We start from the raw sequence: 23164 nt of genomic DNA, 5'->3' as shown, positions 1-23164 counted from the left end.
GGGTTGAAGATGTTTCCCGACAGGAGCGAGAACTGAGCGGTGTTGCCGTTGCCTTGACCGCCGGCGCCGTCCGCGACGGCATTGTTGCCGTTGTCCATCGTGACGTTGGCGACCTTGACGTTGTTGGCGACGTTCGCACCGGACAGGCTCAGCTGTGGATTGAAGACGTTGTAGGACGCGATGTTGACGCGAGTGCCGACGTTGCTGCCATCGGTGCCGCTGAGATTGATCTGGATCGACAGCAATCGATCGATGAAGCCGTAGAGCCTATTCAGCGCAGCTCCGCCGATGATCATATTCGTGCTGCTGTTGTTCCCGCTGGCGCTGATCTGTGGGTTGAAGACATTGCCTTCGAGAATGTTGACCCGGGTCGCGCTGCCGGCGCCATCGACCTCCGGGCCGGGCAGCAGTATCGACAATGCTTCCGCCGTGGGGGCGCCCAGGTAGGAGGCTGCGCCGATACCGAGCGCCGCACCACCCGCTGCCACGGAGCTTGCGAGTGCGGTCCGCCGCGCGGGCACCTTCCGGTGGGCGCCCGCCTTCTTTCGCCGCGTGCGCTCGTTACGCCGAACCCGAGCCATCCGCTTCCCCTCTCCCGCGCTGGAGACATGATCAGTTGCGTGAAGCGGACACTAGATCTTTGCTGAGAGGTGTGTCAAGGATCATAGTTGCGTTTCAATCGGACGGATTCTCATAAGGTTTGGCAAATATGGACTGGATGACCTACCAGTCGTACCGACCCAGGTCGGGATGTGATATAGAGGCTGGAACTGGGCTGATTTTCGTCTCACAGAGTATTGTTTTAGCTAGGGTGCTATATCAAAAATTTGCTCATGTGTAAATCGCAAACAGGTTGATATTGGTGACTGTCATCGGTCGACGCCCTGGTCAATAGCATGATAATTAACTGAATGACGTCAATACGCGGCATGGCGGTTCGCTGGCCGGGCCAACCAGTGACGCGCCGCGCGTCCTGCCGTTGCGCCCGCGAAGGTCCGCGATCGTGAAACGGCTTCTTTGACTTACGTCTTGTCGCCTCGGATACCGCTCTATGCTTCGGCCTCGATGGACGATCGTGAACTCGCCTTCGCAGGTGCCGCGCAGCAGGCCCGCATGCTCGCAGACGGCACCGTCACCGCGCCGGCGCTGCTCGATGTCTACCTGGATCGCATCGGTCGCTTCGACCCCGAACTGAGGTCCTACCGGGTCGTGCTCGCCGACACCGCCCGCGAGCATGCGGCCATCGCACAGGCCCGCCTCGACGCCGGTGAACGACTGCCGCTGCTCGGCGTGCCGATCGCCATCAAGGACGACGTCGACATCGCCGGACAGGTCACGGCTTTTGGGACCTCGGCCCACGGCGCGGCTCGCACCACCGACGCCGAAGTCGTCCGTCGCCTTCGCGAGGCGGGCGCGGTCTTTGTCGGCAAGACCGCCGTGCCGGAGATGACGCTGTGGCCCTTCGCGGAAACGACGACGTTCGGTGCCACCCGAAATCCGTGGAACACCGACTACACGCCGGGTGGCAGCAGCGGTGGGAGTGCCGCGGCGGTCGCCGCGGGACTCGCGTCGATGGCGTTGGGGTCCGACGGCATGGGGTCGATCCGCATCCCGTCGACGTGGTGCGGACTGTTCGGCCTCAAGCCGCAGCGGGACCGGGTCCCACTGGCGCCGCACGACGGCGCCTGGAACGGCCTGACCGTCAACGGCCCGATTGCGCGAACGGTCGAGGACGCCGCCCTGTTCCTCGATGTGACAAGTGACGACTCCGGCTTCGTCCGTGCTGCAGCGAAAGAGCCTGGCACGCTTCGAATTGCGGTCAGCGCAAGGGTGCCGTTGGGAGTGGTGACACGCGTGGGCGTCCATCAGCGGGCGGCGATGGAGGAGTCGGCCGCGCTGCTGCGTGAGCTCGGGCACCAGGTCGTCGTGCGGGATCCCGACTATCCATCGACCGCGATATCCCATGCGTTGTCGCGGTACTTCCGTGGGGCTTACGACGATGTACAGACGTTGCCTCATCCGGAGCGACTGGAGGCCCGCACCCGGAACTTCGCGCGAATCGGTTCGTTGATCTCCGACGAACGGATGAAGCGGATCAGGGAGGCCGAGAGCGAGCTCGCCGAACGCGTTCAGTCGATCTATGACGACGTGGACGTCGTCCTGACTCCGGGCACTGCGTTGGGGCCGTCGCGGATCGGCGCCTACCAGCGGCGCGGTGCAGTCTCGACGCTGGCGTTGGTTGCCGCGCGGGTGCCGTTCCAGGCGGTGTTCAATGCGACAGGTCAGCCGGCCGCCGTCGTTCCGTGGGGCCTTGACGGCAACGGCGTGCCGACATCGATCCAGTTGGTAGGGCGGCCGTTTGACGAGGCGACGCTACTGTCGCTGAGCGCCCAGATCGAGAAGGTGCGACCGTGGGTGCAGCGACGGCCCACGGTGTCCTAACGCGCGGTCAGCGCGTCACGCCAGGTGGCCAGCTTGTCCTCGTAACGCATGGTGTGCGCCGGACTCGTCGACGGAAGCCGCCGGTACGGCAGGTCCGGTGCGACACGGACGAGACGGTTGAAGTTCTTCTCTGCGGCGGCACCGTTGAAGAAGATTCGTCTGATGCCCGGGTACCCGACGAACAGGCCGCCAAAATCGTTGCCCACCATGCTGTCCGGTTCAACGGCGGAATCCAGGCTGCCCTTGCGCCTGCATGATTTCAGCACGTCCCACACAGCGATGCCGTTGGCGATCAGCGCAGCGCTGCGTTCGTCGTACGGATCGTCGGCGGCGAACCCGAACAGCTCACCGGTGATCCGCCAGAACGCGTTGCGGGGGTTGCCGTAGTACTGCTGGGACGCCACCGACATCACGCTCAGCATGTTGCCGAGGATCAACCTGTGCGCCCCATCGCCGACGATCGGCGGGAGCCCATGCACCTCTGGCGCGGCCATGGAGCCGAATATCGCACGGCGCCGCGGTATACGTTGAGCCCGTGGCCGAAGATTTCGACATCGAGGCGTCCGGGCTGCTCGACGGTCTCGACGGCAGCGCCCGGACCGAACGGGCTGAGCTCATCGAATGGCTGCTCGGTGAAGGCTTCACCGCCGACCAGATCAGAGCGTCGTTCATGCCGATGTTGCTCGCCGCCCGCCGAGTTCTGGGTGAGGATGGAACCTACGTGTCGGCCCGCGAGACCTGCGAGAAGACCGGCATCGACCTGGAACTGCTCCAGCGCCTGCAACGCGCGATCGGCCTGCCTACCGTGGACGATCCCGATGCCGCCGTGCACTCGCGTGCGGATGCGGAGGCCGCGGCGTTCGGGCAGCGTTTCATCGAATTGGGCATCGAGCCCGATCAGCTCGTGCAGATCATCCGGCTGTTGGCCGACGGCCTGTCGCGGGCGGCAGAAGTGATGCGCTACGCGGGTCTGGCCACCATTCTCGACCCGACGGCCACCGAGCTGACCATCGCGAAGAATTCGGAATTGCTCGTTTCCGAGGCCGCGCCGTTACTCGGCCCCATGATCCAGGAGATGTTGCGGCTTCAGCTGCGACATCTGCTGGAAACCGAGGCCATCAGCGCATCGGAAATAGCGGAGGGACAACGCCTTCCCGGAGCCCGCCTGGTGAGCATCGCGTTCGCCGACCTCGTCGGATTCACGCGGCTGGGCGAAGTGGTGCCGCCGCAAGACCTCGAACGGCTTGCGCACCGCCTGGCCGATCTCGCGCACGAGGCCGCGGTTCCGCCGGTGCGTTTCATCAAGACCATCGGCGACGAAGTCATGCTCGTCAGTGCCGAGCCGGTGCCTCTGCTCGAGGCTCTGATGACACTGGTCGAGGCGACCGAGGGCGACGACGAATACCCCAGGCTCAGGGCCGGCATGGCGACCGGCATGGCCGTCAGCCGGGCCGGCGACTGGTTCGGCAGTCCGGTGAATCTCGCCAGCCGGGTGACCGGCGCCGCCCGACCCGGTTCGGTTCTGGTGTCGGAGACGACGCGCGAGGCCGTCGGCGACGACGAACGATTCACGTGGTCCTTCGCGGGTGCGCGCCATCTCAAGGGCATCTCGTCCGACGTCAAGCTGTTTCGCGTCCGTCGATCGACCTGAGCGGTATTTGCTACACGCAGATCCGCCCGGACGCGACGGCCCTGGGTTTACGATCCAGAGATGCGCCGGGCGATTATTGGGCTGATCTCAGCGGTTGTGCTCACCGCGGGTTTCGCCGGTGCGGGTGCGGCCCACGCCCTGCCCCTGCCGCCGCCGAATCCGGGTCCGTGCAACTTCACCCTTTCGGCGCCACAAGTGGTTCAGGTCGACGGTGTGGCCAAGGTGACCGCCACGCTGACTCCCGCCGGCTGCCTGGCTCCGTGGAAACCCAGGTACGGCGTGGCCTGCCTGTCGATCCAGGGTCAATCCGACCACTGCACGCAGTCCCGGGATGCGGCTCCCGCGCAGGTGTACTTCGAGCCGTACACCCCGGGCCTGGTCTACGAGGCGTCGGGCCGGGGCTGCAGCGCGGTCTTCGACTACACGACAGATCCCAACTGTCTGCTGCTCGGACCCGTCAACGCCACCCTCTAGCCGGCACCGCGGTCGCTTACGATCAGCCGATGCGCGGTTCAAAGATCCTCATCACCGGTCCCACCGGGCAGGTCGCCGTCCCCGTCGCCAAGGCCCTCGCGGCCGACAACGAGGTGTGGGGCATCGCCCGTTTCACCGACTCCGCGGCCCGGGCCGACCTTGAAGAGTCAGGGGTGCGCTGCGAGCCGGTCAACCTGGCCAGTGGCGACTTCACGGGGCTGCCGACGGATTTCGACTACGTCATCAACCTCGCGGTGGCCAAGAGCGGCAGGTGGGAAAAGGATCTCGCCGCCAACGCCGAGTCGGTCGGGCTCCTCATGTCGCACTGCCGCAGCGCGAAGGCGTTCCTGCACTGTTCGTCAGGGGCCGTTTACGACCCACCCGACGACGACCCCCGTTCCGAACACGCCGTCCTCGGGGACAACCACAAGCCAATGTTCCCAACATATTCCATCTCGAAGATCGCCGGTGAGGTCGTCGTCCGCACGATGGCTCGTGCGCTCGGCATTCCCAGCGTGATCGCCCGCCTCAACGTCCCCTACGGCGACAACGGCGGGTGGCCGTTCTTCCACATGGAGATGATGCTGGGCGGCTCACCGATCCCGGTCCCGCCAGGTGGGCCTGCCCGCTACAACCTGATGCACGAGGACGACATCATCGCGACCATCCCGAAACTTCTTGAGGTGGCCTCGGTTCCGGCGACAACCCTCAACTGGGCCAGCGAGCAGTTTGTCAGCATCCAGGAGTGGTGCGAATACCTGGGGTCGCTGGTGGGTGTGGAGCCGACGTTCGAGGAAAGCGATCGGGCGTTGCGCGGCAATCCGCTCGACGTTTCGTTGATGCGCGAACTGATCGGGCCCGCGACGGTCGACTGGCAGGACGGACTTCGTCGAATGGCGACCAAATTTCACCCGGAGCTGGTCGGCTGACTATCGCGACGGTTTGAACCGGCGCAGTCGCAGGCTGTTGCTGACGACGAAGACGGAGCTGAAAGCCATTGCCGCACCGGCGATCATCGGGTTGAGCAGGCCGGCCGCCGCCAACGGCAACGCTGCCACGTTGTAGGCGAACGCCCAGAACAAATTGCCCTTGATCGTCGCGAGTGTCCTGCGAGACAACCGGATCGCATCACCGACGGTGCGCAGGTCATTGCGGACCAACGTCAGGTCACTCGCCTCGATCGCCACGTCCGCGCCGCTGCCCATCGCCAGACCCAGATCGGCCTGTGCCAGCGCGGCCGCATCGTTGACACCGTCACCCACCATCGCGACGATTTTGCCGTCGGTCTGCAGTCGCTTCACGACGTCGACCTTCTCGCTGGGCAGAACCTCGGCGATCACCTCGTCGATTCCCACCTGGGCCGCCACCGTGCGGGCCGTCGCCTCGTTGTCCCCGGTGAGCAGGATCGGCGTAAGCCCCAGCGCGCGAACCTCTTTGACAGCATCGGCGGACGTCGGCTTGACCGCGTCGGCGACCACCAGGACACCGACGGCCGCGCCGTCCCGGCCGACCGCGACCGCGGTCCTACCCTCGGCCTCCGCACGTCGCATGGCCTCGTCGAGTTCGTCCGGCATCTGCGTGAACAGTCGCGCCCGCCCGACCGTCACATCGACGCCGTCGACCACACCTTGGACGCCGAGGCCGCGCAGATTGGTGAAGTCCACTGCCGCGGGCAGATCGCCGACCTTCGCCTGCGCACCTGCCGCGATGGCCTTCGCGACCGGATGTTCGGATGCCTCCTCGAGTGCACCTGCGAGCCGCAGGACCTCGTCGGTGTGCACCCCCTCGGCGGCGATCACGTCGACCAGGGTCATCGTGCCGGTGGTGACCGTGCCGGTTTTGTCCAGCAGGATGGTGTCGACCTGATCAGTGGACTCGAGCACCTCCGGACCCTTGATCAAAATGCCCAGCTGCGCACCCCGGCCTGTGCCGACCATCAATGCCGTCGGCGTCGCCAGACCCAGCGCGCAGGGGCACGCGATGATCAGCACCGCCACCGCCGCGGTGAACGCCGCCGCGATCGGTCCGCCCGTGCCGATCCAGAAGCCCAGCGTCGCAACGGACAACGCGATGACGATCGGCACGAAGACACCCGAGATCCGGTCCGCCAACCGCTGGGCTTGCGCTTTCCCGTTCTGGGCGTCCTCGACGAGCCTGCTGATCTGCGCCAGCGCAGTGTCGGAGCCGACTCTGCTCGCCCGTACCACCAACCTGCCATCGGCGTTGACGGTGGCACCGACCACCTCGGCACCCGGTTCGACCTCAACCGGCACCGACTCACCGGTCAGCAGGGACGCGTCGACCGCGGAATGTCCCTCGACCACCACACCGTCGGTGGCGATCTTCTCGCCAGGACGCACGACGAACTCGTCACCGACGTTCAGCGCATCGATCGGGATGCGCTGCTCGGCACCGTCTCGGCGGACCGTCACGTCCTTGGCTCCGAGCTCGAGCAGGGCCCGCAGCGCCGCGCCCGCGCGTCGCTTGGAGCGGGCCTCGAAGTAGCGCCCGGCGAGGATGAAGGTGGTGACGCCCGCGGCGGCCTCGAGATAGATGTTGCCGCTGCCGTCGGTGCGGCCGATGGTCAGTTCGAACGCGTGAGTCATCCCAGGCGTGCCCGCGGTGCCCCAGAACAGCGCGTAAATCGACCACCCGAGCGCGGCCAGCGTGCCCATCGAGATGAGCGTGTCCATGGTGGCGGTACCGTGCCGCAGGTTCGCCCACGCCGCCCGGTGGAACGGCCATGCACCCCAGACCACCACCGGTGCAGCCAATGTCAACGACAACCACTGCCAGTAGGTGAACTGCCACGCGGGCACCATCGCCATCGCGACGACCGGCACCGTCAGCGCCAGGCAGATCAGCAACCGGGTCCGCAGGGCGGAGGTCGGATCATCGTCCGTGACAACGGGATCCGGCACCGGCAGGTGGGCCTGATAGCCGGCGTCCGCCACCGTCGCTACGAGTTGTTCAGCGGTCACGTCGTCGCCGAACTCAACCCTGGCTTTCTCGGTCGCGAAATTGACCGTGGCGGTGACGCCCTCGATCTTGTTGAGTTTCTTCTCGATTCGGTTGGCACACGACGCGCACGTCATGCCGTCCACCGAGAGTTCGACGACTGACATGTCAGTGTTGGTGTCCGCCGCCGTCGCCAGACGGGGCAGGTGCCGTCGTCGAGGCGGCGTCGGTGACGTTCACGGTGAACGCGGCGGTGCGCACGGCATCGCGATGCTGGAAATCGAGGAACAGTCGGTACGAGCCCGTGCTGGGGAACGTCGTGTGGAACCCGATCTCGGGGCCCGAGGCCGCGGTGCCGCCGTCGGGGTCGTTCATCGGATGCACGTGCAGGTAGGCGAGATCCGGTGCACGCACCGCGACGAGGTGCCCGTACGCGCCGAGGTAGGGCTGCAGGTCGTCGACGGGCTTGCCGTCCCGGCTGACCGACAGAGTCAGCATCGACGGGTCGTTGGCCTTCGGCGTCCCGCGCAGCGTCACCGTGTAATCATCGACCTCGGCGGTCTGCGCTGCTGGGGGCAGCGGTTGGGGGTCGTATTTTCCGGCGACGTGCAGATTGGCGCCCAACGTCAGCGCGGGACCGCCCGATGGCATGAAGTCGGCGAAGACGCGATAGTCGCCGGCGCGAGACAGGTCCAGCGGCACACTCCACGTACCCTGCTCGTCGAGCTTCGGGTGGACGTGCTGGAAGACCGCAAGGTCGTTGCGCACGACGATGAGGTGCAGGAGTTCGTCGTGCTTCTCGACGTAGCGCTTCACCGGCGCTCCGGTGGCACTGAGAATCTGAAACTTCAGTGGCACATCGGGATTGGCGGTGGCGATCGAGTCGTCCAGAGCCAGCGTGTACCCGTCCTGTGTCGTCTGCAGTCCGCCGGGCAGGTCTGGTGCGGCCACCGTCGTCGCCTCCTGCGGGGTGACCGCGTTGCCGATCCAGACGGAGATCGCGAAGACCGCGGCCAGTCCGACGACGAACGCGATGACCTTCTGTCCGGTTTTCATCAGCTGGCCAGCTGGTAGCCGGCGTCCTCGACGGCGGTCTTGATCGCGGCCGCCTCGAGCACGCTGTCGCTCTCGATGGTGACGCTACCGCTGGCAAGGTCGACGTCGACGGCTCGGACGCCGGGGATCTCCGTGATCTCCTCACGTACCGACGTGGCGCAATGTCCACAGCTCATTCCGGTTACGGTGACCGTTGTCGTGCTCATGAGTCCATAGGTACCATACCCCCATAGGGTATGCAAACGGCTCGGTCCCTGGCAGCATCGGCGACCATGCGCGTCCTGGTCCAGCGGGTGACGTCGGCGGCGGTGCGGGTCGACGGTGAGGTGGTTGTCGAGATGCAACGAAGATGAACAAACGGGCCGGATTGTTAAACAAGCTACTTAGTACAGCTAATTATCGATTCTTGACAGTGAATCTGCTGCTCACGTCAGGTTTGATTCGCAGCTCGGCCAGAAGCGCGTTGCTCGTCTTAACGTCGGTTTCGTTCACGTTGCCCGCCGCGGCGGCGTAATGCCTCGCCGGCGCCTGCCTCTACGGGTCGAGCCGTTGGCGGGGGAGGGGATCGACTCCTGGCTGGAGGCGACGGCTGCGAGTATGCACACAACGGTCGGCGCGCTGGCGCGGCTGGCGGGACTCTCGGTTGCGGCGCGACCGCCGTGGATCAGGTGGATCGGTCCCGACGAGGCGAAAGCCTTGGAAGCGGCGACGGGTGTCTCTGGCGCCGCGATTCAGGCGATGACGCTGCAGTCCTATGACAACCGGGCGATGCGACTTGACCCGGTCTCGCACCGTTTCGATCCGACGTTCCCATTCGGCGGATTGTTGCCACGTTCGAGGTTCTGTCCGCAGTGTCTACGGGCGACGGGAGGACGTTGGCAGCTCAGCTGGCGGCTGGGGTGGTCATTCCTGTGTACGGAGCATCGCTGTCTACTCGCCGATGCATGTCCTGTGTGCATGAAACCCCAGCGGCGACAACAAAACTACTCGCGCGCTCCTGTACCGACGACATGCGTTTGCGGCTGCGATCTGACCAGAGTCCGCACTCAGACGCTGGGTGACGGGCACCTGATCGTCGAAGCTCAGCGGATCGTGTCCGACATCATCGCCAACGAGGTCGCCACCTTCGGCATCTTCGCGAGCGTGTACACACCGGCGCGGAATGCCCTAGTGGCGATCAGAAGTATCGCCAACCGGGTTCTGAACTTCGCGTCGATTAACGGCTTCGAAGCAGTGCGACCAGGTGAATTGCTAGACGGACTCTGCGTCGATGCCGTCAAGCCGCTGCGCGCGAGGAGCACCCTGAACAACACTGCGCCTACGCGCGCCGTCGATACGGCCATAGGGGTTGGTGCAGCGCTCGTCATCCTGAGCCTACGTGACGTTCCGCACGCGGGGAAGTACGCACGGTGGATCGTTGACGGCCAGAACGCTGACACCGGACCCGCCGAATTGAGGTCCTGTGCCAATGATGGTGCGTTGTCCGCGGCGATCGCAATCGAGGCCCGCCGTGCGGCGCTCGGCCCGGAACTGCAGTTGCGGTACAGCGCCGCCGTAACGATTCCGTGTGCGCCGGATCTTGATATTTCCCGCACGGCGAACATCGCGATGTCCGTGCCCAGTGTGATGTGGCGCGAATGGTCAGACCGGCTCCTGCTGGACGTTCGTCCCACCGAGGTGATGCGGCGGACGTTATCCTGTGCAACGCTGCTGGTTGGGAGTACGGTGAAATCCGTTGCTGCGGCTCGACTCTTGGGCGAGGCGATCACGCCGAATGCTCTTAACTCTCGATTGTGGGTTCTTCGAGGCTCGGAATACTGGATGTCGATATCTGCTGCGCTGATTCTTCTCAGCGAATACCTCGTTGAGGAGGATGGCGGGCCTATCGATTACGGTCGGCGTCGCCGACTTAACTACGCCGCCCTGCTGGCCGACGGTACGTGGCAGCAAATGCTCCGTAGTGAAGGCAGTCACCTATCGGTCCGCTCCGTCACCGCTGCCCGCGGCTACCTTATCGCCGAGTTGGGCGGCACTGCGGTTCGCAATAGGCACGACGTCGAATTGGTTGCGACCTTCGATAAGGAAATAAGTCCAGACCTTAGAACGAATTTGGCGGCGAGGGCGCAGACCTTCTTGTCTGAGCAAGGCATCGACGAGCCGGTGACATGGCACGCACCGCTCGATCTCCTCAACGGACTGGCGCTGCCCCAAACGGGCCCTTGAGGCGCGGAGCGATACGCTCACAGCAAACATATCATGAGCGTAAAAATACAGCTAGAAACGTTCTCAGGGTCGAGTAGTTACCTCCCAACGGGCCTAGCGTCACGTTCCTGACTGTAGGGACTACTCGGGAGGTAGACAGATGACTTCGGCCACATCGACGAAAGTCCGATCCGGTGACGTGGAGATCGCCGAATTGTGTTGGTTCATGCGTTTCCGCGACGGTGAGGTCGTGCAGTGGTGCTGGCGTGATCGCGGGGCGCCCCCACTCGACGACTTGTCGGCGATCCGCACTCCGCGGTCGTCGTCACGTAATCGGCACATCCCGGTGTCCGCTTACTCGACGACGAATGCCGGTGTCGTTCATCTGGAGTCAGGGCTCGAGCACGACCTCGTGCGACGGCTCGATCGCGACCCTACGATCCGCCGAATGATCGCTCAGCCGCTGCGACTGCAGTGGACTGCCACCGATCCGGCAAGCCACACACCCGATCTGCTGACCATCCACCACTCGGGTGCCGCAACGGTGTGGGACGTCCGCGCGGTGGACGAGCAAGACGATGACTTCCGCGTCAAGAGTCGGATCACCCGCGATGCCTGCGCGATCGCCGGATGGCGATACGAGGTCTTCTCTGGCCTCGAGACCGTCGAACGCATGAACCTCCTGTGGCTGCACGGCTTTCGACGGCGACCACCCTGGACTGACCGATATAAGAACGCCATCCTCACGATGGCCGCAGCCGGCCCGGTGACCCTCGATGCCCTCTTCGGAGCCGATGACGGCTCCGAAGAGATCAAGCCGGTCGTGTGGCACCTGCTGTGGGCCGGCGACCTGTGCACCGATATGAAGGCTCCATGGACACTGCACACCGCGGTCACATTGGCCAGCGAGGTGCAACATGACTAGTGTCCGAACCATCCTCGTCGACGGCGCTCGCCTACTGACAGATTCGGGTACCGCACAGGTGATTTCGTTGGACGACACGGGTGTGAGTCTGCGCTACTCCTGGGGCGACGTCGATACGATCAGCTGGGCCGACCTCGGCACGCTGCGTTCCATCGAGGACGGCATCCCCGAAGCGCTGAGCGAACCGATGCAGCCGGTGTGGGACGGTCTCACCGAGGCGATCCGCTCCGCCGCACTCACCCGGCTCGAGATCGTGCAGGAGATCCTGACGGGCTACCGCGACGGCCATCCCGCGTTCGCCCGCGAGGGCGAACCGCGGGCACCGTTCGGACCAGGATTCGGGGTGTCCGAGCACCAACAGTGCATCGCGATGGCCAAGCAACTCAACCTCGAGGCGAAGTTCGATCGCAACCTTCAACGCCGCGTCGCCGACGGCGACCTCAAATCAGGGAGCGTCAGCGAGCAGACCATCAGAAGATGGGTTCGCGAATTCAAGCGGGGCGGGTTGCTCACGCTCATCGATGGCCGCGCCATGCGCCCAACCAACTCCTACGACCGAATCCCTCAGCACTACCAGGACTCTGCGATCAAGGTGCTGGATTCTCTCGACGGAGACCGATCCACCATCTCGATCGAAGAGATCAAGCGACAGACCGAAGTCGACCTGAAGAACCGCGGACTCACACACATCAAACCGCCCGAACGCATTACGCAGCAGTACTTGTCCAACCTCAAACGCGAGCGCGGGGACTCGACCCGAGCGCAGCTCAGCCGCAAACTCCGGCACGTCTCGGGGACGAAGCACTACCCTGCGATCCGGCCCGGCCAGATAGTGGCCATCGACGCGACCCGCGCCGACAACCTAGCTTACGACCCCTACACCGGAAAGCCCTACAGCGTCGAGATCCTCACCGCGATCGACGTCGCCACCCGGGTCGTTCTGGCGACCCGAGTCGTCCCCAGGAGCGCTAACGGCATCGAAGCAGGTCTCCTGGTCTACGACATCTGCCGACCGTTCTCGATGATGGTCGAGGGAACCTCAATCGGCCAGTGGAGATGGGCCGGATTACCCGAGCAATTGGACTTCACCCACGTGCCCGTGCGGGCAGGCCAGCGGCTCTTCGCCCCCGACTTCTCGACACTACAAGGAGAACACGGCATACCCTCGGTCCAACCGGATGCGATCCGCTCCGACCACGGAGCCATCTTCGTGTCCAAGCACTTCCGGGCGCTGCTCGACAACATGGGCATCGACCTGCTACTCAATCGCGGCGGCAAGGCCAACGACAACCCCCACGTCGAACGCTGGCACGAAACCGTACAGCGAGCACTTCAGCAGATACCGGGATACAAGGGCCGCAACACCTCCGAGCGTGGGCGATTGGTCAGCAAGGAACCGATGCTGACCGCCACCGAACTCGAGCAACACCTGCGACGGTTCATCGCACTGGACTATCACCGCACCGGCCACACCGGAATCATCCAGCCGGAACAAGAGGACGCCCGAGTTTGCCCGTTGGAGATGTGGGACGCCATGGTGTCCATGACCGGGCGCATCGACGTACCGCAGCGGCCGGACCTCATTTACCAGTTCCTCCCCGTCCGCTGGGCAACCATCAGCCACGCCGGGGTGGAACTGAAGAACCTCGTCTACGACTCGCCAGTCCTCGGCGACTACCGTTCCAGGCGCGTCGGCCAATTCCGGCCACAGGACGACAAAGCGCCGTTCTTCGTGGACCCGCGCGACCTCTCGCGTATCTGGTTCCAAGACCCGACTACCAAACTTGTACATCCGATCGAATGGAGAGGCATCGACCGGACACATGCCCCGATGACGACCGCGATCGTCGGCCACGTCTGCCAACGCATCCGTGACCGCGGTGGCAACAAGGTGCTTCATCGAAACTCAGCCACACGACAGATCATCGATGAACTCACCCAGATCACCGAGGCGCCGGTTGGGACCAAACTTCGCAGGAGTTTGACGGCAGGTCGACTTCGCGTCGAACAGGCGCAAGGCGACCACGGGGAAGCCCAAGCGGCCCAGGAACGTACACACCCGACGCCACCCCGCCCGCGACCGACTGGCCGCAATCAAGAGTGGCCGAACCTGCTTGACGAACAGGTGTAACCCGTGGACGCCCACTTATGGCACGAGCACTGCATCGAGGAAACACCGACCGAACCGCCCCACCTCACCGTCACGCAGTGGAACACACTGACCGACAGGCAACGCAACGACCACGTCGACCGGCTGAGCCGCTGGCTGGCCAACCTGTTCGTTACGACGATCGAGGCCGACGAGATCTACCAGAAGATGACCAAGACGGTGCGCGCCAATGCGTACTCACCGCCCGGCGCCAAACGACTTCCGGCATTGAGCGGAGCCAACTACGTCGGCAAGAGCACGATGATGATGCGGTGGGCGCGTGAGCGATACCTCGAATGGACCGCGGATGCCGAGACGGACGACTACGGACATCCGATCTTCCGTCCCGCGCCCGGCTGCGAAGCCGACCTGTATCCCATCGTCTGGATCGACCTGCGCGCCGCAGCGTTGATCAAGGACGTCGTGGGCGAAATCCTCGACTTCTTCAATCTCCCCAGCGACGGCGATACCCGGCACGTGTCCGAAGCGGCCATCGGTGCGATCCGGCGGCACAGAACGCGTGTCGTCATCATCGACGACGTCCACCTTCTCAAGACGAACTGGAAGGGCGGACGCGACGTCCTCGACTACGTCAAACACTTCAACACTCGCCTCGGCAAGCTTGGCGTCAGCCTGCTGCTCATTGGAGCCAATCTCGACGACAGCGACTTGGCGACCGACCCCCAGATCGCGTCCCGCCTGCGGCTCGATCATCTGCAAACATATCCGTGCGAGCGCGACAACGTCGATGACATGCGCAGGTGGCAGGCGATCGTTCGGCAACTCGAGAATCTCGTGCTTCCGCACCTGCCCAGAGGCAAACCGGAGATGCTATTCACCAAACTGGCGCAGCAGCTGTACGACCGCTCTCAGGGGTACATCGGCGATGTCACCGAGCTGGTCACCGAGGCCACGATCGAGGCGATCCACGATGGCACGTTCAGGATTCAGCGCAAGCACCTCGACCGCGTGGAGCTGAGCAAACGGGCTGAGGATGTTTACCGCCACAGAAAGAGTCCACCGAAGAGAGCGTCATGAAATGCTTTGGGCCAAAGGAACTCAGCGCGATGCCAGCGACCGCAGATCCTTCTGTGCTGACGGGCTGAGCCTGGCCGCAAAGGTGCGGTAGGCGGCCTTGACTGGTGAGCCTGGTATCGCTGGCCACGCCGGACTGGCATCAAGCGACCCTTGGGCGACTTCGCACCACATCCACGTCAGTGCATATGACCACGCGATGCGTGGCCGGTGTGGAGACACCGACGTGCACCATTCTTTCCTGGCCGTTGATGACGGCTCGGCGAGTGCTCGCACGCGCGACTCCCGCTCGCGGAAGTCGCGATTACGGGGCAAGACGCGTTCGGCGGCTCGCACTGCCCCGATGAACACGTGCGGCGGTACGCGCCGGTGGCTGCCGGCGGTACGCGCCGTGTTCGTGCCGAGAGTCGGTTCGAGTCCGATGGCGGTGGCCGCTTCGGCCCACGAGGATGCGTTTGTGGCGGCCCTGGCCAGACACAGCGAGACGTACATGCGGCCGGTCCGCTCGTAGCTGCCGAGCATGCCATCGAACAAGTCACGGTAGATCGAGACGTCGACGAGTTGCGGTATCGCGTAGGTATTCAGCGCGCAGACAGTCGATCGATTGCCGAGTTGGCGACCGACGCGGTGGCGGTGCATAAGGGATGCGTCGATCAGCGAGCCCATAGTGGGGGTGCGTTTAGTGCGGTTACGCAGCCAATCGGCGGGGCCGTTGGGGGTGTTGTCGAGGAGCGCCAGCCAGGGAGTCAAGTGGTCGGCCGCCGAATTCAGATCGTCCTGTTCGAGAATGAGTTGCGCCTCGGCGAGGACCCGTCCACGCACCGCCGCGCTACTGGGGGCGCTGATGCCCCAGCGCGGTCCCTTTAAGTCGGTGGTCCGGGTGATGGCTTCACGGTGGATGTCGTCGGCCCAATCGACGTAGGCGATACCGTCGGGTCGCGACAGCAGATGCAGTAGCAGAGTGGCGAGGTGACGAAGCTCGGCCAGATACAGCCGAGGGTCTGTCGGTTCTCCCAACATCACCGTTGACTCGGCCCGTAGGGCATGATTTATCTCGCGCGCTGTGGCGAGCACGCGAGGGTCGGCGGGCATTCGTGCGTGGGCCGAGACGGAGTGACGACATCGCAACCGCAGGCCCAGAGAGTTCCCACAAGGCTGCGACGTGTCGATGATCGGCCGCAGTGCTGCATATCGGTAGTTGCGGAAACGCTGACCGCAACCAGCGCACTGGACGGACAAAAAGGTGCCATGCTGTATGCAGGTGGTCACGATCGGGAGCCGCCATTCCAATCGCCAGATGCCGTCCTGAGCAATGCATTCCGCACAAGCTTGTGAGCCGAACTGCGGGAACCAGCCTTGTGTAACGACCTGCCGAAATGTGCGCCGCGCCAGGGGATCGAGCCTTCCGAGGAACAGCGGCAGGCCCGAGTCGAAACGCTCGAGTGTGGCATTGGCCAGAGCTGTGGCGGGGATGCCGCTTAATCTCTGAACGCGCTCGATCAGCTGTGGATCCGGTTTGAACGTCATGAAGGCCGTCGTCGGCGCGGTAGGGCCGGACATCGTCTTGAGTCGACGAAGGATTTCCGCCGAGCGCAGCCCGTTAGCGAACGCGAGGCGCTCCAGGAAGCTATCCAACGCCTCGTCCCCACCGAGACTGACGCGGGCCGGTAGAAGTTCCTGCCGCCGCAGCGCGGTCATTGGCGACAACTCGAAGAACACTCTCGAGTCACAAGAGAATTATGCACTACTAGTAGTGTGTCTTGGATATTGAAAGACAGAATTATGTTCTGCGATGGCCATGCGGAAGACGGGGCGCGCGCCACGAGTGGACTGCGGACAAGTCAGCGGTCGGTGTTCTGGCAAACGGAGGGTGGGAAGCCCGCGCACTCGTTTCGTTCGCGATCGGGCGGTACCATGTCCCAATCGCCGGTGTGCATTTTCGTGAGTGCATGGCAGCAACCCGTTGTCGTCATCGCTGCGGCTGATCTCCGTCGCCTTTACGACGACCTTCCGGCAATGACCCAGGCCACTCCACGCGGGTGTGACAGGCGGCGGTTTCCTAATTTCCGCCCCTCCAACGCTGCCACAGGTGCCGTGGCGCAGCTGCTTGTTCTGGTGCACCTCGGGATCGAGTGGTCGAGCGGGTTGGCTTGAGACGATTCGAAGTGTCGAAAGGACTCTGTGAGACGAGTTGCTGCCGGTCGGATGTGCAGGACGGAAGACTGCCGAACTCGCGTAAGTCCTGACCCGGCGACCCCTTGGCGTACCTGTCTCGGATTGTCCACTGAATCGTTCAGCCGTCGAGGTGATTACCGCGTCGCGGACGACCCAATCGGCAGCTGTGGACGGTGAAACCGAACAGCTGCCCGCTGCGGCGGTTCGAAGTGGGAGACACTACTGCCCAGAACCCGCCTCGAGCCCGGGTTGCGCGTACAGAACGGCGCGTCTAGCGAGGTGTCTTTTTCCGCACGGCATCCCGGCGGACTTCGCGACCCGGGGCGACGACGGCAGACGCCTCGCCATCACCACGGATGTGCCGGGCATGGAGGTGAGCTCAATGGGCAGTGCGGGCCGCTTTCCGGTCGATCGATGGCGAGCGGAGGACCCCGTTGCCTGGCATGGCGACGAAGCCATTTCATGCCCATTCAGATCACCTAAACACAGGCGCATGACGTGGGTCGACAACTGTCGCGGGGACGCCGTGGCGTCGCTCCCCGCTGCTGTTTCCAGAGGCCTTTTCACGCGAGGATCGGGGGTTGTTCGTCACGCCGAGCGACGCCGCGTCGGGTCGCTCCACACTCGACAGAAGCGACGAATCCCGGCGCAAGGCCTAGTTGGGCGCGCGCTCGTCACGGGCGGGGCAGCACCACAGGAAGGGCCCGGCCGTCAGCCACGGCTCACTCCCAGCGCCGGCGGACTCAGGCCCGGGCGAGACAGCGTTCAAGGTCAGCGCGCACGGCGATGCAGCTGATCAATTAGGGGTCTCCGGCCGCCCGAAAGCTTCTTTTGCGCAGATGGACCGTCAGAATGCCCTACAAGTAGGGCAGACATCGGTGCGTTTTCGATGAGTACTTGAGGGCGTGCCGACGCGCCCGAATCAAAACGACCCCAAACGCGTCGCCGCGTGGCAGCGGCGCCGGCGGGCCGTCGGCATGCGGATCCAGTCGTTACGACTCGATCAAGGCCTCACGCAGGAGCAGCTTGCGCTGCGATCGGGGGTTTCTCGAAATGTCTTGATGGACGTCGAGCATGGCCGGCGGGGCATCCTTCACGAGCGTCTCTTCGATGTCGCGAAGGTGTTGGGTGTGAGCGTGTCGGAGTTGTTGGAGGGCATCCGATAACCGTCTTTTTCACTGGGGTCTGCCGACTGATTAGGGGCACCAAGAACGTACGACTGATCCTTCCATTACCTCATCCCGATCGATACGCGCCGAGCTCATGATCTGCGCCCTACTAGTAGTACTATTCGGATATAGATGCTCCCTTCGAGTGAGGGCAGTGAAGTGGGGTAAGAAGCAGATTATAGCCGCGTTTCGACAACGCATGGAGGCCGTGAAGTTGCAACTCGTATCAGTGTCGATATGCGTATTGGCAGAGCTGCAAACACCTTGGGGACAACGCAGCGTGCAGGCGAGCATTCTCGGCATCATCTTGCTCCAATCGGACAGGAGGAACGCGTGAAAAAGCGTGCACTGATCCGGGGGCAGCGCGTGAACAAAGCAGAGCGCGAACGACGAAAGAAGCGTCGCGCATCGACACGCTCTCGGCGGCGGCATCCCAGCGCGATGACGCCCGTAGTTGACCACGAATTCGAGTCTCCAGACGTCGATCTCGAGCGCCTTTTGGTCGCCCGCGGTTGGGTTGCCGTAGACCGCGCAGACCGCTACGTCGTATACGACTGGCCACCGTCCGAACCCGGGGACAGGCTTGACTTCACGCACCTGTTCATCGACTTCAACGGATGGTCCGACGCAGCGCCGTACCGAGTGAGTCTTGTCGATGGCGAGCGGCACATGTTGACTGACCGCGACGATCTCTTGGCGAATTTGGAGGCCATCGAGGCGCGCCGATGCCCGAACTGTGGCCCAGCCACGCCCAGGCTGCGCAACGAAGCCGCTACCTGCAAACGAGAGGGGCTGAGCAAACATGAAGCGGCGCGTCGTCACGGATGCTGCCCTCAAAGCAGCGGTACGTCGAAACACCAAGGCCTCGGCTCGGCTCGAAGGGCGTGAGGTACCAGAAGAGCACGTGCGTTCCGCAGCCGTTGAAAGGTATCTGGCAGGCAGCACCCGCTCGCCCCAGAACGAGGGAGTGCCCCCATGGCCAGAGCGGAAACCCCGTGCCTCCTCACCGATTCCACGCCCGACAGCGACGGAGGCGAAACGCCCCTGAAGATCTGCGGGGCACCGGGAGAGGCCGCGATGAACCGATGGGATTATCGCGTGGTGCGCTCACTCGACCAAAGCGAATACTTCATCGCCGAGGTGTACTACATCGGGGACAAGTTGGGATGGGTGGGTGATCCGCGAAATTGCCTCCGCTGGGATCGCTACGACGACCTCAAAGGAACTGTCGATTTGATTCGGCAGGCGTTCGGCAAACCGGTGTTAGAAGTCGCTGCGGATGGTTGCCTCGTGGAGGAGGCACCCGGCTGAAAGCTGAACGGTGGGGTAGCGGCGGGGTCGGGGCGTAATCGGCGAACGATGCAGGGCGAGCAACTCGAAACGGTGCAGATTGGCGAGAACTGAACAGCCTTCGTGTTCACCGCACCGGCAGCCGGGCGCCACATGTCGGGCACCACCGCGCCGGACCACCGACAACAGCTTCGATCGATTCCAGCGCAGCGAGGTGATGGGTGCAGTCGCGGCGGGCGAGATGGATGCGGACAGTGTCCACAATGAACTGCGCCCGCTCAAGCGGTGTGGTCCCGTAGCCATCGGTGTCTGTAATGCCGGAGACGATGACATCGCCCTCAACAATCTCGCGCTCGCCGAACCGGAAGTTGCCGTCGTCATCGGTACCGACAATCTCGCGCACGAAGCGGCCACTGGGACGTAGATCGAGCTCGACGCGCCACTGGTCGTGTCGTTCGCGGAAATAGAAGCTGTGACCGTCGATCTCGCCGCGCCACTGCTCGGGAGCCAGACCGCCGTGACTGTGTACCCGGACTCCCGGCTGCTGTACGAGCCAGGCCTGCAGCTCCACATCGGCGGCCTGATTGGCGGTGGTGATCCGTTGCCCCTCAGGCGATTTCCAAAACCGCTCAAGGTCCTCGCGCCACTGGTCAACGGCGCGACGACGGGCCTCGGAGGTGCGTGAGCACGGACAATCGAATCCGTAGTCGTGCAACTCGCTTTCCGGCAGACGAGGATGGCAGGAACAGCGACAGCGGTCTGCGCTGTCGATGGAGCGCCACACGGTTAGCGCATCGAGCGCGACATCAGCCAGCTCGCCGGGAGCGGGGGCGCCGTGGCGATCGAACACCGCTTCCAGATGCTCGCGGTAACGTGCGTGCGCCTCGCTGCGGGCACGCTCGACACGTTCCCGGTATTCGGCGGCCTCCGCAGCTAGGCTCGCGCCGAGGTCGGGTTTGTCGTCCACAGCGATCGAGGATGACACGACGGCGCGGTCATGTCGCGTGAATTTTCGTGAAGGTCCGCAATCCTCGGCAGAAGTAGCGCTCGGGCCAGTACTCGCCCAGTTCGCAGAACCAGGGCGGAGATGTCGCTGGCCGCCCGTGACTTAGCCTGGCGATGAAACCAGGTTGACCCTCAGCGGGCGGCGTGCGAATCTGGTGGGCTGCCCTGTCCCCGACCACCACCAAAGCGATGACCCTGACTGACGAACAGCTGGAACCGACCGCCGCGCCGACGGGCAACGATGACGCGCAGAGGCAACGCATCACCGACGTCAACGCGTGGCTCAACGGCCTCGACTCGAGCGTGCGCCCCGCGTTGTATGCACTCGGCGAACTGCTGATCGGCGCCGCGGCGCCCAACCGTGATCGCGCCGAGACCGCCGGCCGATTCACCGCCCGCTGCCTTGACGTCACCGATTGCGGACACCTTATCGACGAGGAACGTCCGCTCAGTCCGGTGTCCCGATTAACCACGGCAGTGGCCCTGGCCGAGTGGATCGATGAACACGCCGACCACTGTGAGATCGGTCCGGGCGAGCACACCGACGCGCCGAAGTGGACCCAAACCGAAATCGGTGGCCAACGTTACCGTCACCCGCTGTGTCTGCGGGTCTACTTCCAGGCCGGCACCCTGCTGCCAAACACTGGATGTGTCATCGGCATCGAGGCTCGCGAGTCCATGATGCGCTCGCCAGAAGTCAGCGCCTACGTGGTCCCCGAGGCCCAGGACCAGGCCCGTACGATTCTGGACCGACTGGCCGCCCGTGCCAACGAGCTCAACCCGTATCGAGGCCGCGCGGTCCGCGCCACCTATACCGGGCACGGTCTGGACCTGACCGTGATCGATCTGTCCGCCTTAGTCAACCGCGCCACGGTCATCGTCCCCGACTGGGTATGGACCGAGGTCGACCTCGGCGTGAGCGCGGTGCGCGATCACCACGGCCTGCTCAACGCTCATGGCCTGGGTGCACGACGCGGAGTGCTGCTATGCGGGCCGCCAGGCACCGGCAAGTCCGCGGTGTGCGCGGTCGTGGCCGGCGAGGTAGTCGGGGAGTTCACCGTTATCTACGTCGAAGCCAAGGCAGGTGCGCAACTACTGACTGCCGTCGTCGAGGAGGCCCAACGTCTCGGCGGCCCAGTGCTTCTCATCTTGGAGGATGTCGATCTGTGGTGCTACACCCGCGCTGCCGGCGGCGGCGGCCTCTCGGAACTGTTGCAGGCCATGGATATCCAACCAGACGCCCGCATCCTGACGCTGGCGTCCACCAACGACGCCGCTACTCTGGATAGGGCGGCCATCCGCGCCGGCCGATTCGACTCCATCGTGGAGGTCGGCTACCCCAACCGCGCCGACGCCGCCCGAATCCTGACCACCCTGGTCGAGGTTCTGCCCGGCGGACAGGCCATCGACACCGCGGCGGTGGTCGCCGCGCTGCCCGAGAGCACCAGCGGCAGTGATATTCGAGAGATTGTCCGCCGCGCCGTCCTAGCCGGCGACCAAGGTCACGTCAGTACCGCCGTGCTGCTCGCCGAGGTGGGCAGCAGACGCTACCGCGCGGCAGTTCCGGAAGGTCTGTACCTGTGACCAGTGGCCGTAGCCAATGTCCCAGCCGACCAGATTAGTGGTCGTTATCGGTGTCGTCAACGTGTCAATTTCACCGCTAGATTTCATGGATAACGAATGTTATCCATCAAGAGGGAATTGCCGCGTGCCTTTCGCACTGAACCTCATGTACGTGCATAAGCGGCGGGGCAAATCGGATTCCGTGCTGCTTTCGGCCGATGCGCTTTGTGTGGCGCGCTGTTGGTTGCGGTATGCAGCGACGTCAACGTCGCAGCGGGGTTGCGAGTAAGCCCGTTCACGGTGCATCGAAGGTGTAGAACGTTTCGAACGTGGTTCCACTGTCGGTCGAGCGCTGGATGCCCTTCTCGGTTGCAACGAACACCAGGCCGCGCCCCGCTGACTCCACAGCCTGCGGGCGCTCACCCAGATCGCGCCGCACCTGCCACGTCGCCCCCGAATCTTGGCTGGCATACACGATCCCGGTCGGGGTAATCCCGATTAAGGGTCCGTCGTCGGGCCAACTCAGCAAGATCAGAGGGGTGTGCCGGCGACAGGTGGAAGGTCTTGGCCTGGTCGATGCTGCGCAACATGCCCGTGCCGGTCGTAGCGAGGACGCCGTTCGGCTCGGTGGGTGACACCGCGATGTCGACGGCGCTGATCCTCGCGCGTCGCTCCCACGTCTTTTTGTCTGCGGTTACCATCACTGATCGGGTTCCGCTGTCGAGTCCAAAAAGCAGTCCATGCCGGTAGTCGAGGGAATGGAAGTCGGCCTCGCCGGTCATCGACAGTGAGTGCCAGGTTTGGCCGCCGTCGGTGCTTTCGATCAAACCAAGGTTCGGTGGAGCGTCGCGGCTGTCTGCGCCGGGATGCCCACTGCCCAGGAAATGATTCGGCCCTACGACGGTGAAGCCCATGAAGTCCTGCACGAGGTCGCCTACGAGTTCGGGGTCGCGCTCCCCGGCGAGTCGGTACACGCCGTAGTGCGTGCCGGCATACAACACGCCGTCGGAATCCACGCCCATGCCGTGGATGTGCGCAAGACCCCTGGGGTTGGATCGGCCATGGGGGCT

At 64.2% G+C, this 23164-nt stretch carries 20 protein-coding genes and 1 pseudogene; 12 read left to right on the top strand and 9 right to left on the bottom strand.

What is annotated here, in order from left to right:
• A partial coding sequence (locus tag M1248_RS20810; protein WP_317149594.1) for a hypothetical protein occupies window positions 1-581 on the bottom strand: 581 nt, incomplete at its 3' end.
• A gap of 484 nt (window positions 582-1065) precedes the next feature.
• Between M1248_RS20810 and M1248_RS20805 the strand changes: the two genes are divergently transcribed.
• Window positions 1066-2442 carry an amidase gene (locus tag M1248_RS20805; RefSeq protein WP_317149593.1) on the top strand — a complete coding sequence of 459 codons (1377 nt, stop codon included), beginning with the start codon at window positions 1066-1068 and terminating at the stop codon, window positions 2440-2442.
• On the opposite strand, the gene M1248_RS20800 is transcribed toward M1248_RS20805, so the two are convergent.
• Complete coding sequence (locus tag M1248_RS20800; RefSeq protein WP_317149592.1) at window positions 2439-2936, bottom strand: DNA-deoxyinosine glycosylase; 498 nt, start codon at window positions 2934-2936, stop codon at window positions 2439-2441. The two genes, M1248_RS20805 and M1248_RS20800, sit on opposite strands and share 4 nt — an antisense overlap.
• Before the next feature lie 41 nt (window positions 2937-2977).
• Between M1248_RS20800 and M1248_RS20795 the strand changes: the two genes are divergently transcribed.
• Genes M1248_RS20795 through M1248_RS20785 form a run of 3 tightly spaced genes read left to right on the top strand, consistent with a single transcriptional unit; the run spans window position 2978 to window position 5496 of the window.
• Window positions 2978-4093, top strand: coding sequence for an adenylate/guanylate cyclase domain-containing protein (locus tag M1248_RS20795; protein ID WP_317149591.1), 1116 nt, complete (start codon window positions 2978-2980; stop codon window positions 4091-4093).
• 60 nt (window positions 4094-4153) lie between these two features.
• On the top strand, window positions 4154-4567 hold the full coding sequence (locus M1248_RS20790; RefSeq protein WP_317149590.1) for a hypothetical protein: 414 nt from the start codon (window positions 4154-4156) through the stop codon (window positions 4565-4567).
• A 29-nt stretch (window positions 4568-4596) separates the two neighbouring features.
• Window positions 4597-5496 carry an NAD(P)-dependent oxidoreductase gene (locus M1248_RS20785; protein ID WP_317149589.1) on the top strand — a complete coding sequence of 300 codons (900 nt, stop codon included), beginning with the start codon at window positions 4597-4599 and terminating at the stop codon, window positions 5494-5496.
• Here M1248_RS20785 and M1248_RS20780 read toward each other — a convergent pair whose 3' ends face one another.
• From M1248_RS20780 to M1248_RS20770, 3 genes are read right to left on the bottom strand one after another with little or no spacing between them, the layout of a single operon-like run.
• A complete protein-coding gene (locus M1248_RS20780) occupies window positions 5497-7692 on the bottom strand; it encodes a heavy metal translocating P-type ATPase (RefSeq protein WP_317149588.1) in 2196 nt (731 codons plus the stop codon).
• A gap of 1 nt (window position 7693) precedes the next feature.
• Complete coding sequence (locus M1248_RS20775; RefSeq protein WP_317149587.1) at window positions 7694-8581, bottom strand: hypothetical protein; 888 nt, start codon at window positions 8579-8581, stop codon at window positions 7694-7696.
• Window positions 8581-8787, bottom strand: a complete 207-nt coding sequence (locus tag M1248_RS20770; RefSeq protein ID WP_163730119.1) for a heavy-metal-associated domain-containing protein — start codon at window positions 8785-8787, stop codon at window positions 8581-8583. Before M1248_RS20770 ends, M1248_RS20775 begins: the two co-directional genes overlap by 1 nt.
• A 307-nt stretch (window positions 8788-9094) precedes the next feature.
• Between M1248_RS20770 and M1248_RS20765 the strand changes: the two are divergent.
• From M1248_RS20765 to M1248_RS20745, 5 genes and pseudogenes are all read left to right on the top strand, one after another.
• Window positions 9095-9505: pseudogene (locus M1248_RS20765) on the top strand (TniQ family protein); the annotation flags it as partial.
• 33 nt (window positions 9506-9538) lie between these two features.
• Window positions 9539-10804: a hypothetical protein gene (locus M1248_RS20760; protein ID WP_317149630.1), complete on the top strand. Its 1266-nt coding sequence runs from the start codon at window positions 9539-9541 to the stop codon at window positions 10802-10804.
• A 139-nt stretch (window positions 10805-10943) separates the two neighbouring features.
• Window positions 10944-11708 carry a TnsA-like heteromeric transposase endonuclease subunit gene (locus M1248_RS20755; RefSeq protein WP_317149586.1) on the top strand — a complete coding sequence of 255 codons (765 nt, stop codon included), beginning with the start codon at window positions 10944-10946 and terminating at the stop codon, window positions 11706-11708.
• Entirely contained in the window at window positions 11701-13839 is a 2139-nt protein-coding gene (locus tag M1248_RS20750; RefSeq protein ID WP_317149585.1) for a Mu transposase C-terminal domain-containing protein, read from the top strand. The genes M1248_RS20755 and M1248_RS20750 overlap by 8 nt, the downstream gene beginning before the upstream one ends.
• Before the next feature lie 3 nt (window positions 13840-13842).
• Window positions 13843-14895, top strand: a complete 1053-nt coding sequence (locus M1248_RS20745) for a TniB family NTP-binding protein (protein ID WP_317149584.1) — start codon at window positions 13843-13845, stop codon at window positions 14893-14895.
• A gap of 21 nt (window positions 14896-14916) precedes the next feature.
• On the opposite strand, the gene M1248_RS20740 is transcribed toward M1248_RS20745, so the two are convergent.
• Complete coding sequence (locus tag M1248_RS20740) at window positions 14917-16590, bottom strand: TniQ family protein (RefSeq protein ID WP_317149583.1); 1674 nt, start codon at window positions 16588-16590, stop codon at window positions 14917-14919.
• Window positions 16591-17972: 1382 nt separating this feature from the next.
• Here M1248_RS20740 and M1248_RS20735 point away from each other — a divergent pair.
• Window positions 17973-18233, top strand: coding sequence for a helix-turn-helix transcriptional regulator (locus M1248_RS20735; RefSeq protein ID WP_317149582.1), 261 nt, complete (start codon window positions 17973-17975; stop codon window positions 18231-18233).
• Between the two features lie 978 nt (window positions 18234-19211).
• Entirely contained in the window at window positions 19212-19547 is a 336-nt protein-coding gene (locus tag M1248_RS20730) for a hypothetical protein (RefSeq protein ID WP_317149581.1), read from the top strand.
• Window positions 19548-19653: 106 nt separating this feature from the next.
• On the opposite strand, the gene M1248_RS20725 is transcribed toward M1248_RS20730, so the two are convergent.
• Window positions 19654-20493, bottom strand: coding sequence for a hypothetical protein (locus M1248_RS20725; protein ID WP_317149580.1), 840 nt, complete (start codon window positions 20491-20493; stop codon window positions 19654-19656).
• Between the two features lie 227 nt (window positions 20494-20720).
• Between M1248_RS20725 and M1248_RS20720 the strand changes: the two genes are divergently transcribed.
• Entirely contained in the window at window positions 20721-22115 is a 1395-nt protein-coding gene (locus M1248_RS20720; protein ID WP_317149579.1) for an ATP-binding protein, read from the top strand.
• Between the two features lie 274 nt (window positions 22116-22389).
• Here M1248_RS20720 and M1248_RS20715 read toward each other — a convergent pair whose 3' ends face one another.
• Entirely contained in the window at window positions 22390-22533 is a 144-nt protein-coding gene (locus M1248_RS20715) for a hypothetical protein (protein WP_317149578.1), read from the bottom strand.
• Window positions 22514-23116 (bottom strand): exo-alpha-sialidase, encoded by a 603-nt coding sequence (locus M1248_RS20710; protein WP_317149577.1) that lies wholly within the window; start codon window positions 23114-23116, stop codon window positions 22514-22516. The genes M1248_RS20715 and M1248_RS20710 overlap by 20 nt, the downstream gene beginning before the upstream one ends.
• Window positions 23117-23164: the final 48 nt, after the last annotated feature.

Source organism: Mycobacterium sp. 29Ha, assembly GCF_032883055.1.
GTDB lineage: Bacteria > Actinomycetota > Actinomycetes > Mycobacteriales > Mycobacteriaceae > Mycobacterium > Mycobacterium gallinarum.
Note: the sequence above shows the minus strand (reverse complement) of the source record. Positions and strands in the feature narration are given on the sequence as shown.

Bases quoted from the DNA above. Each gene is read 5' to 3' on its own strand.
- M1248_RS20775 (WP_317149587.1), bottom strand. From the start codon at position 8,581: ATGAAAACCGGACAGAAGGTCATCGCGTTCGTCGTCGGACTGGCCGCG.
- M1248_RS20800 (WP_317149592.1), bottom strand. From the start codon at position 2,936: ATGGCCGCGCCAGAGGTGCATGGGCTCCCGCCGATCGTCGGCGATGGG.
- M1248_RS20710 (WP_317149577.1), bottom strand. From the start codon at position 23,116: ATGGGCGTGGATTCCGACGGCGTGTTGTATGCCGGCACGCACTACGGC.
- M1248_RS20770 (WP_163730119.1), bottom strand. From the start codon at position 8,787: ATGAGCACGACAACGGTCACCGTAACCGGAATGAGCTGTGGACATTGC.
- M1248_RS20780 (WP_317149588.1), bottom strand. From the start codon at position 7,692: ATGTCAGTCGTCGAACTCTCGGTGGACGGCATGACGTGCGCGTCGTGT.
- M1248_RS20760 (WP_317149630.1), top strand. From the start codon at position 9,539: ATGAAACCCCAGCGGCGACAACAAAACTACTCGCGCGCTCCTGTACCG.
- M1248_RS20730 (WP_317149581.1), top strand. From the start codon at position 19,212: ATGGCCAGAGCGGAAACCCCGTGCCTCCTCACCGATTCCACGCCCGAC.
- M1248_RS20755 (WP_317149586.1), top strand. From the start codon at position 10,944: ATGACTTCGGCCACATCGACGAAAGTCCGATCCGGTGACGTGGAGATC.
- M1248_RS20720 (WP_317149579.1), top strand. From the start codon at position 20,721: ATGACCCTGACTGACGAACAGCTGGAACCGACCGCCGCGCCGACGGGC.
- M1248_RS20805 (WP_317149593.1), top strand. From the start codon at position 1,066: ATGGACGATCGTGAACTCGCCTTCGCAGGTGCCGCGCAGCAGGCCCGC.
- M1248_RS20740 (WP_317149583.1), bottom strand. From the start codon at position 16,590: ATGACCGCGCTGCGGCGGCAGGAACTTCTACCGGCCCGCGTCAGTCTC.
- M1248_RS20785 (WP_317149589.1), top strand. From the start codon at position 4,597: ATGCGCGGTTCAAAGATCCTCATCACCGGTCCCACCGGGCAGGTCGCC.
- M1248_RS20750 (WP_317149585.1), top strand. From the start codon at position 11,701: ATGACTAGTGTCCGAACCATCCTCGTCGACGGCGCTCGCCTACTGACA.
- M1248_RS20790 (WP_317149590.1), top strand. From the start codon at position 4,154: ATGCGCCGGGCGATTATTGGGCTGATCTCAGCGGTTGTGCTCACCGCG.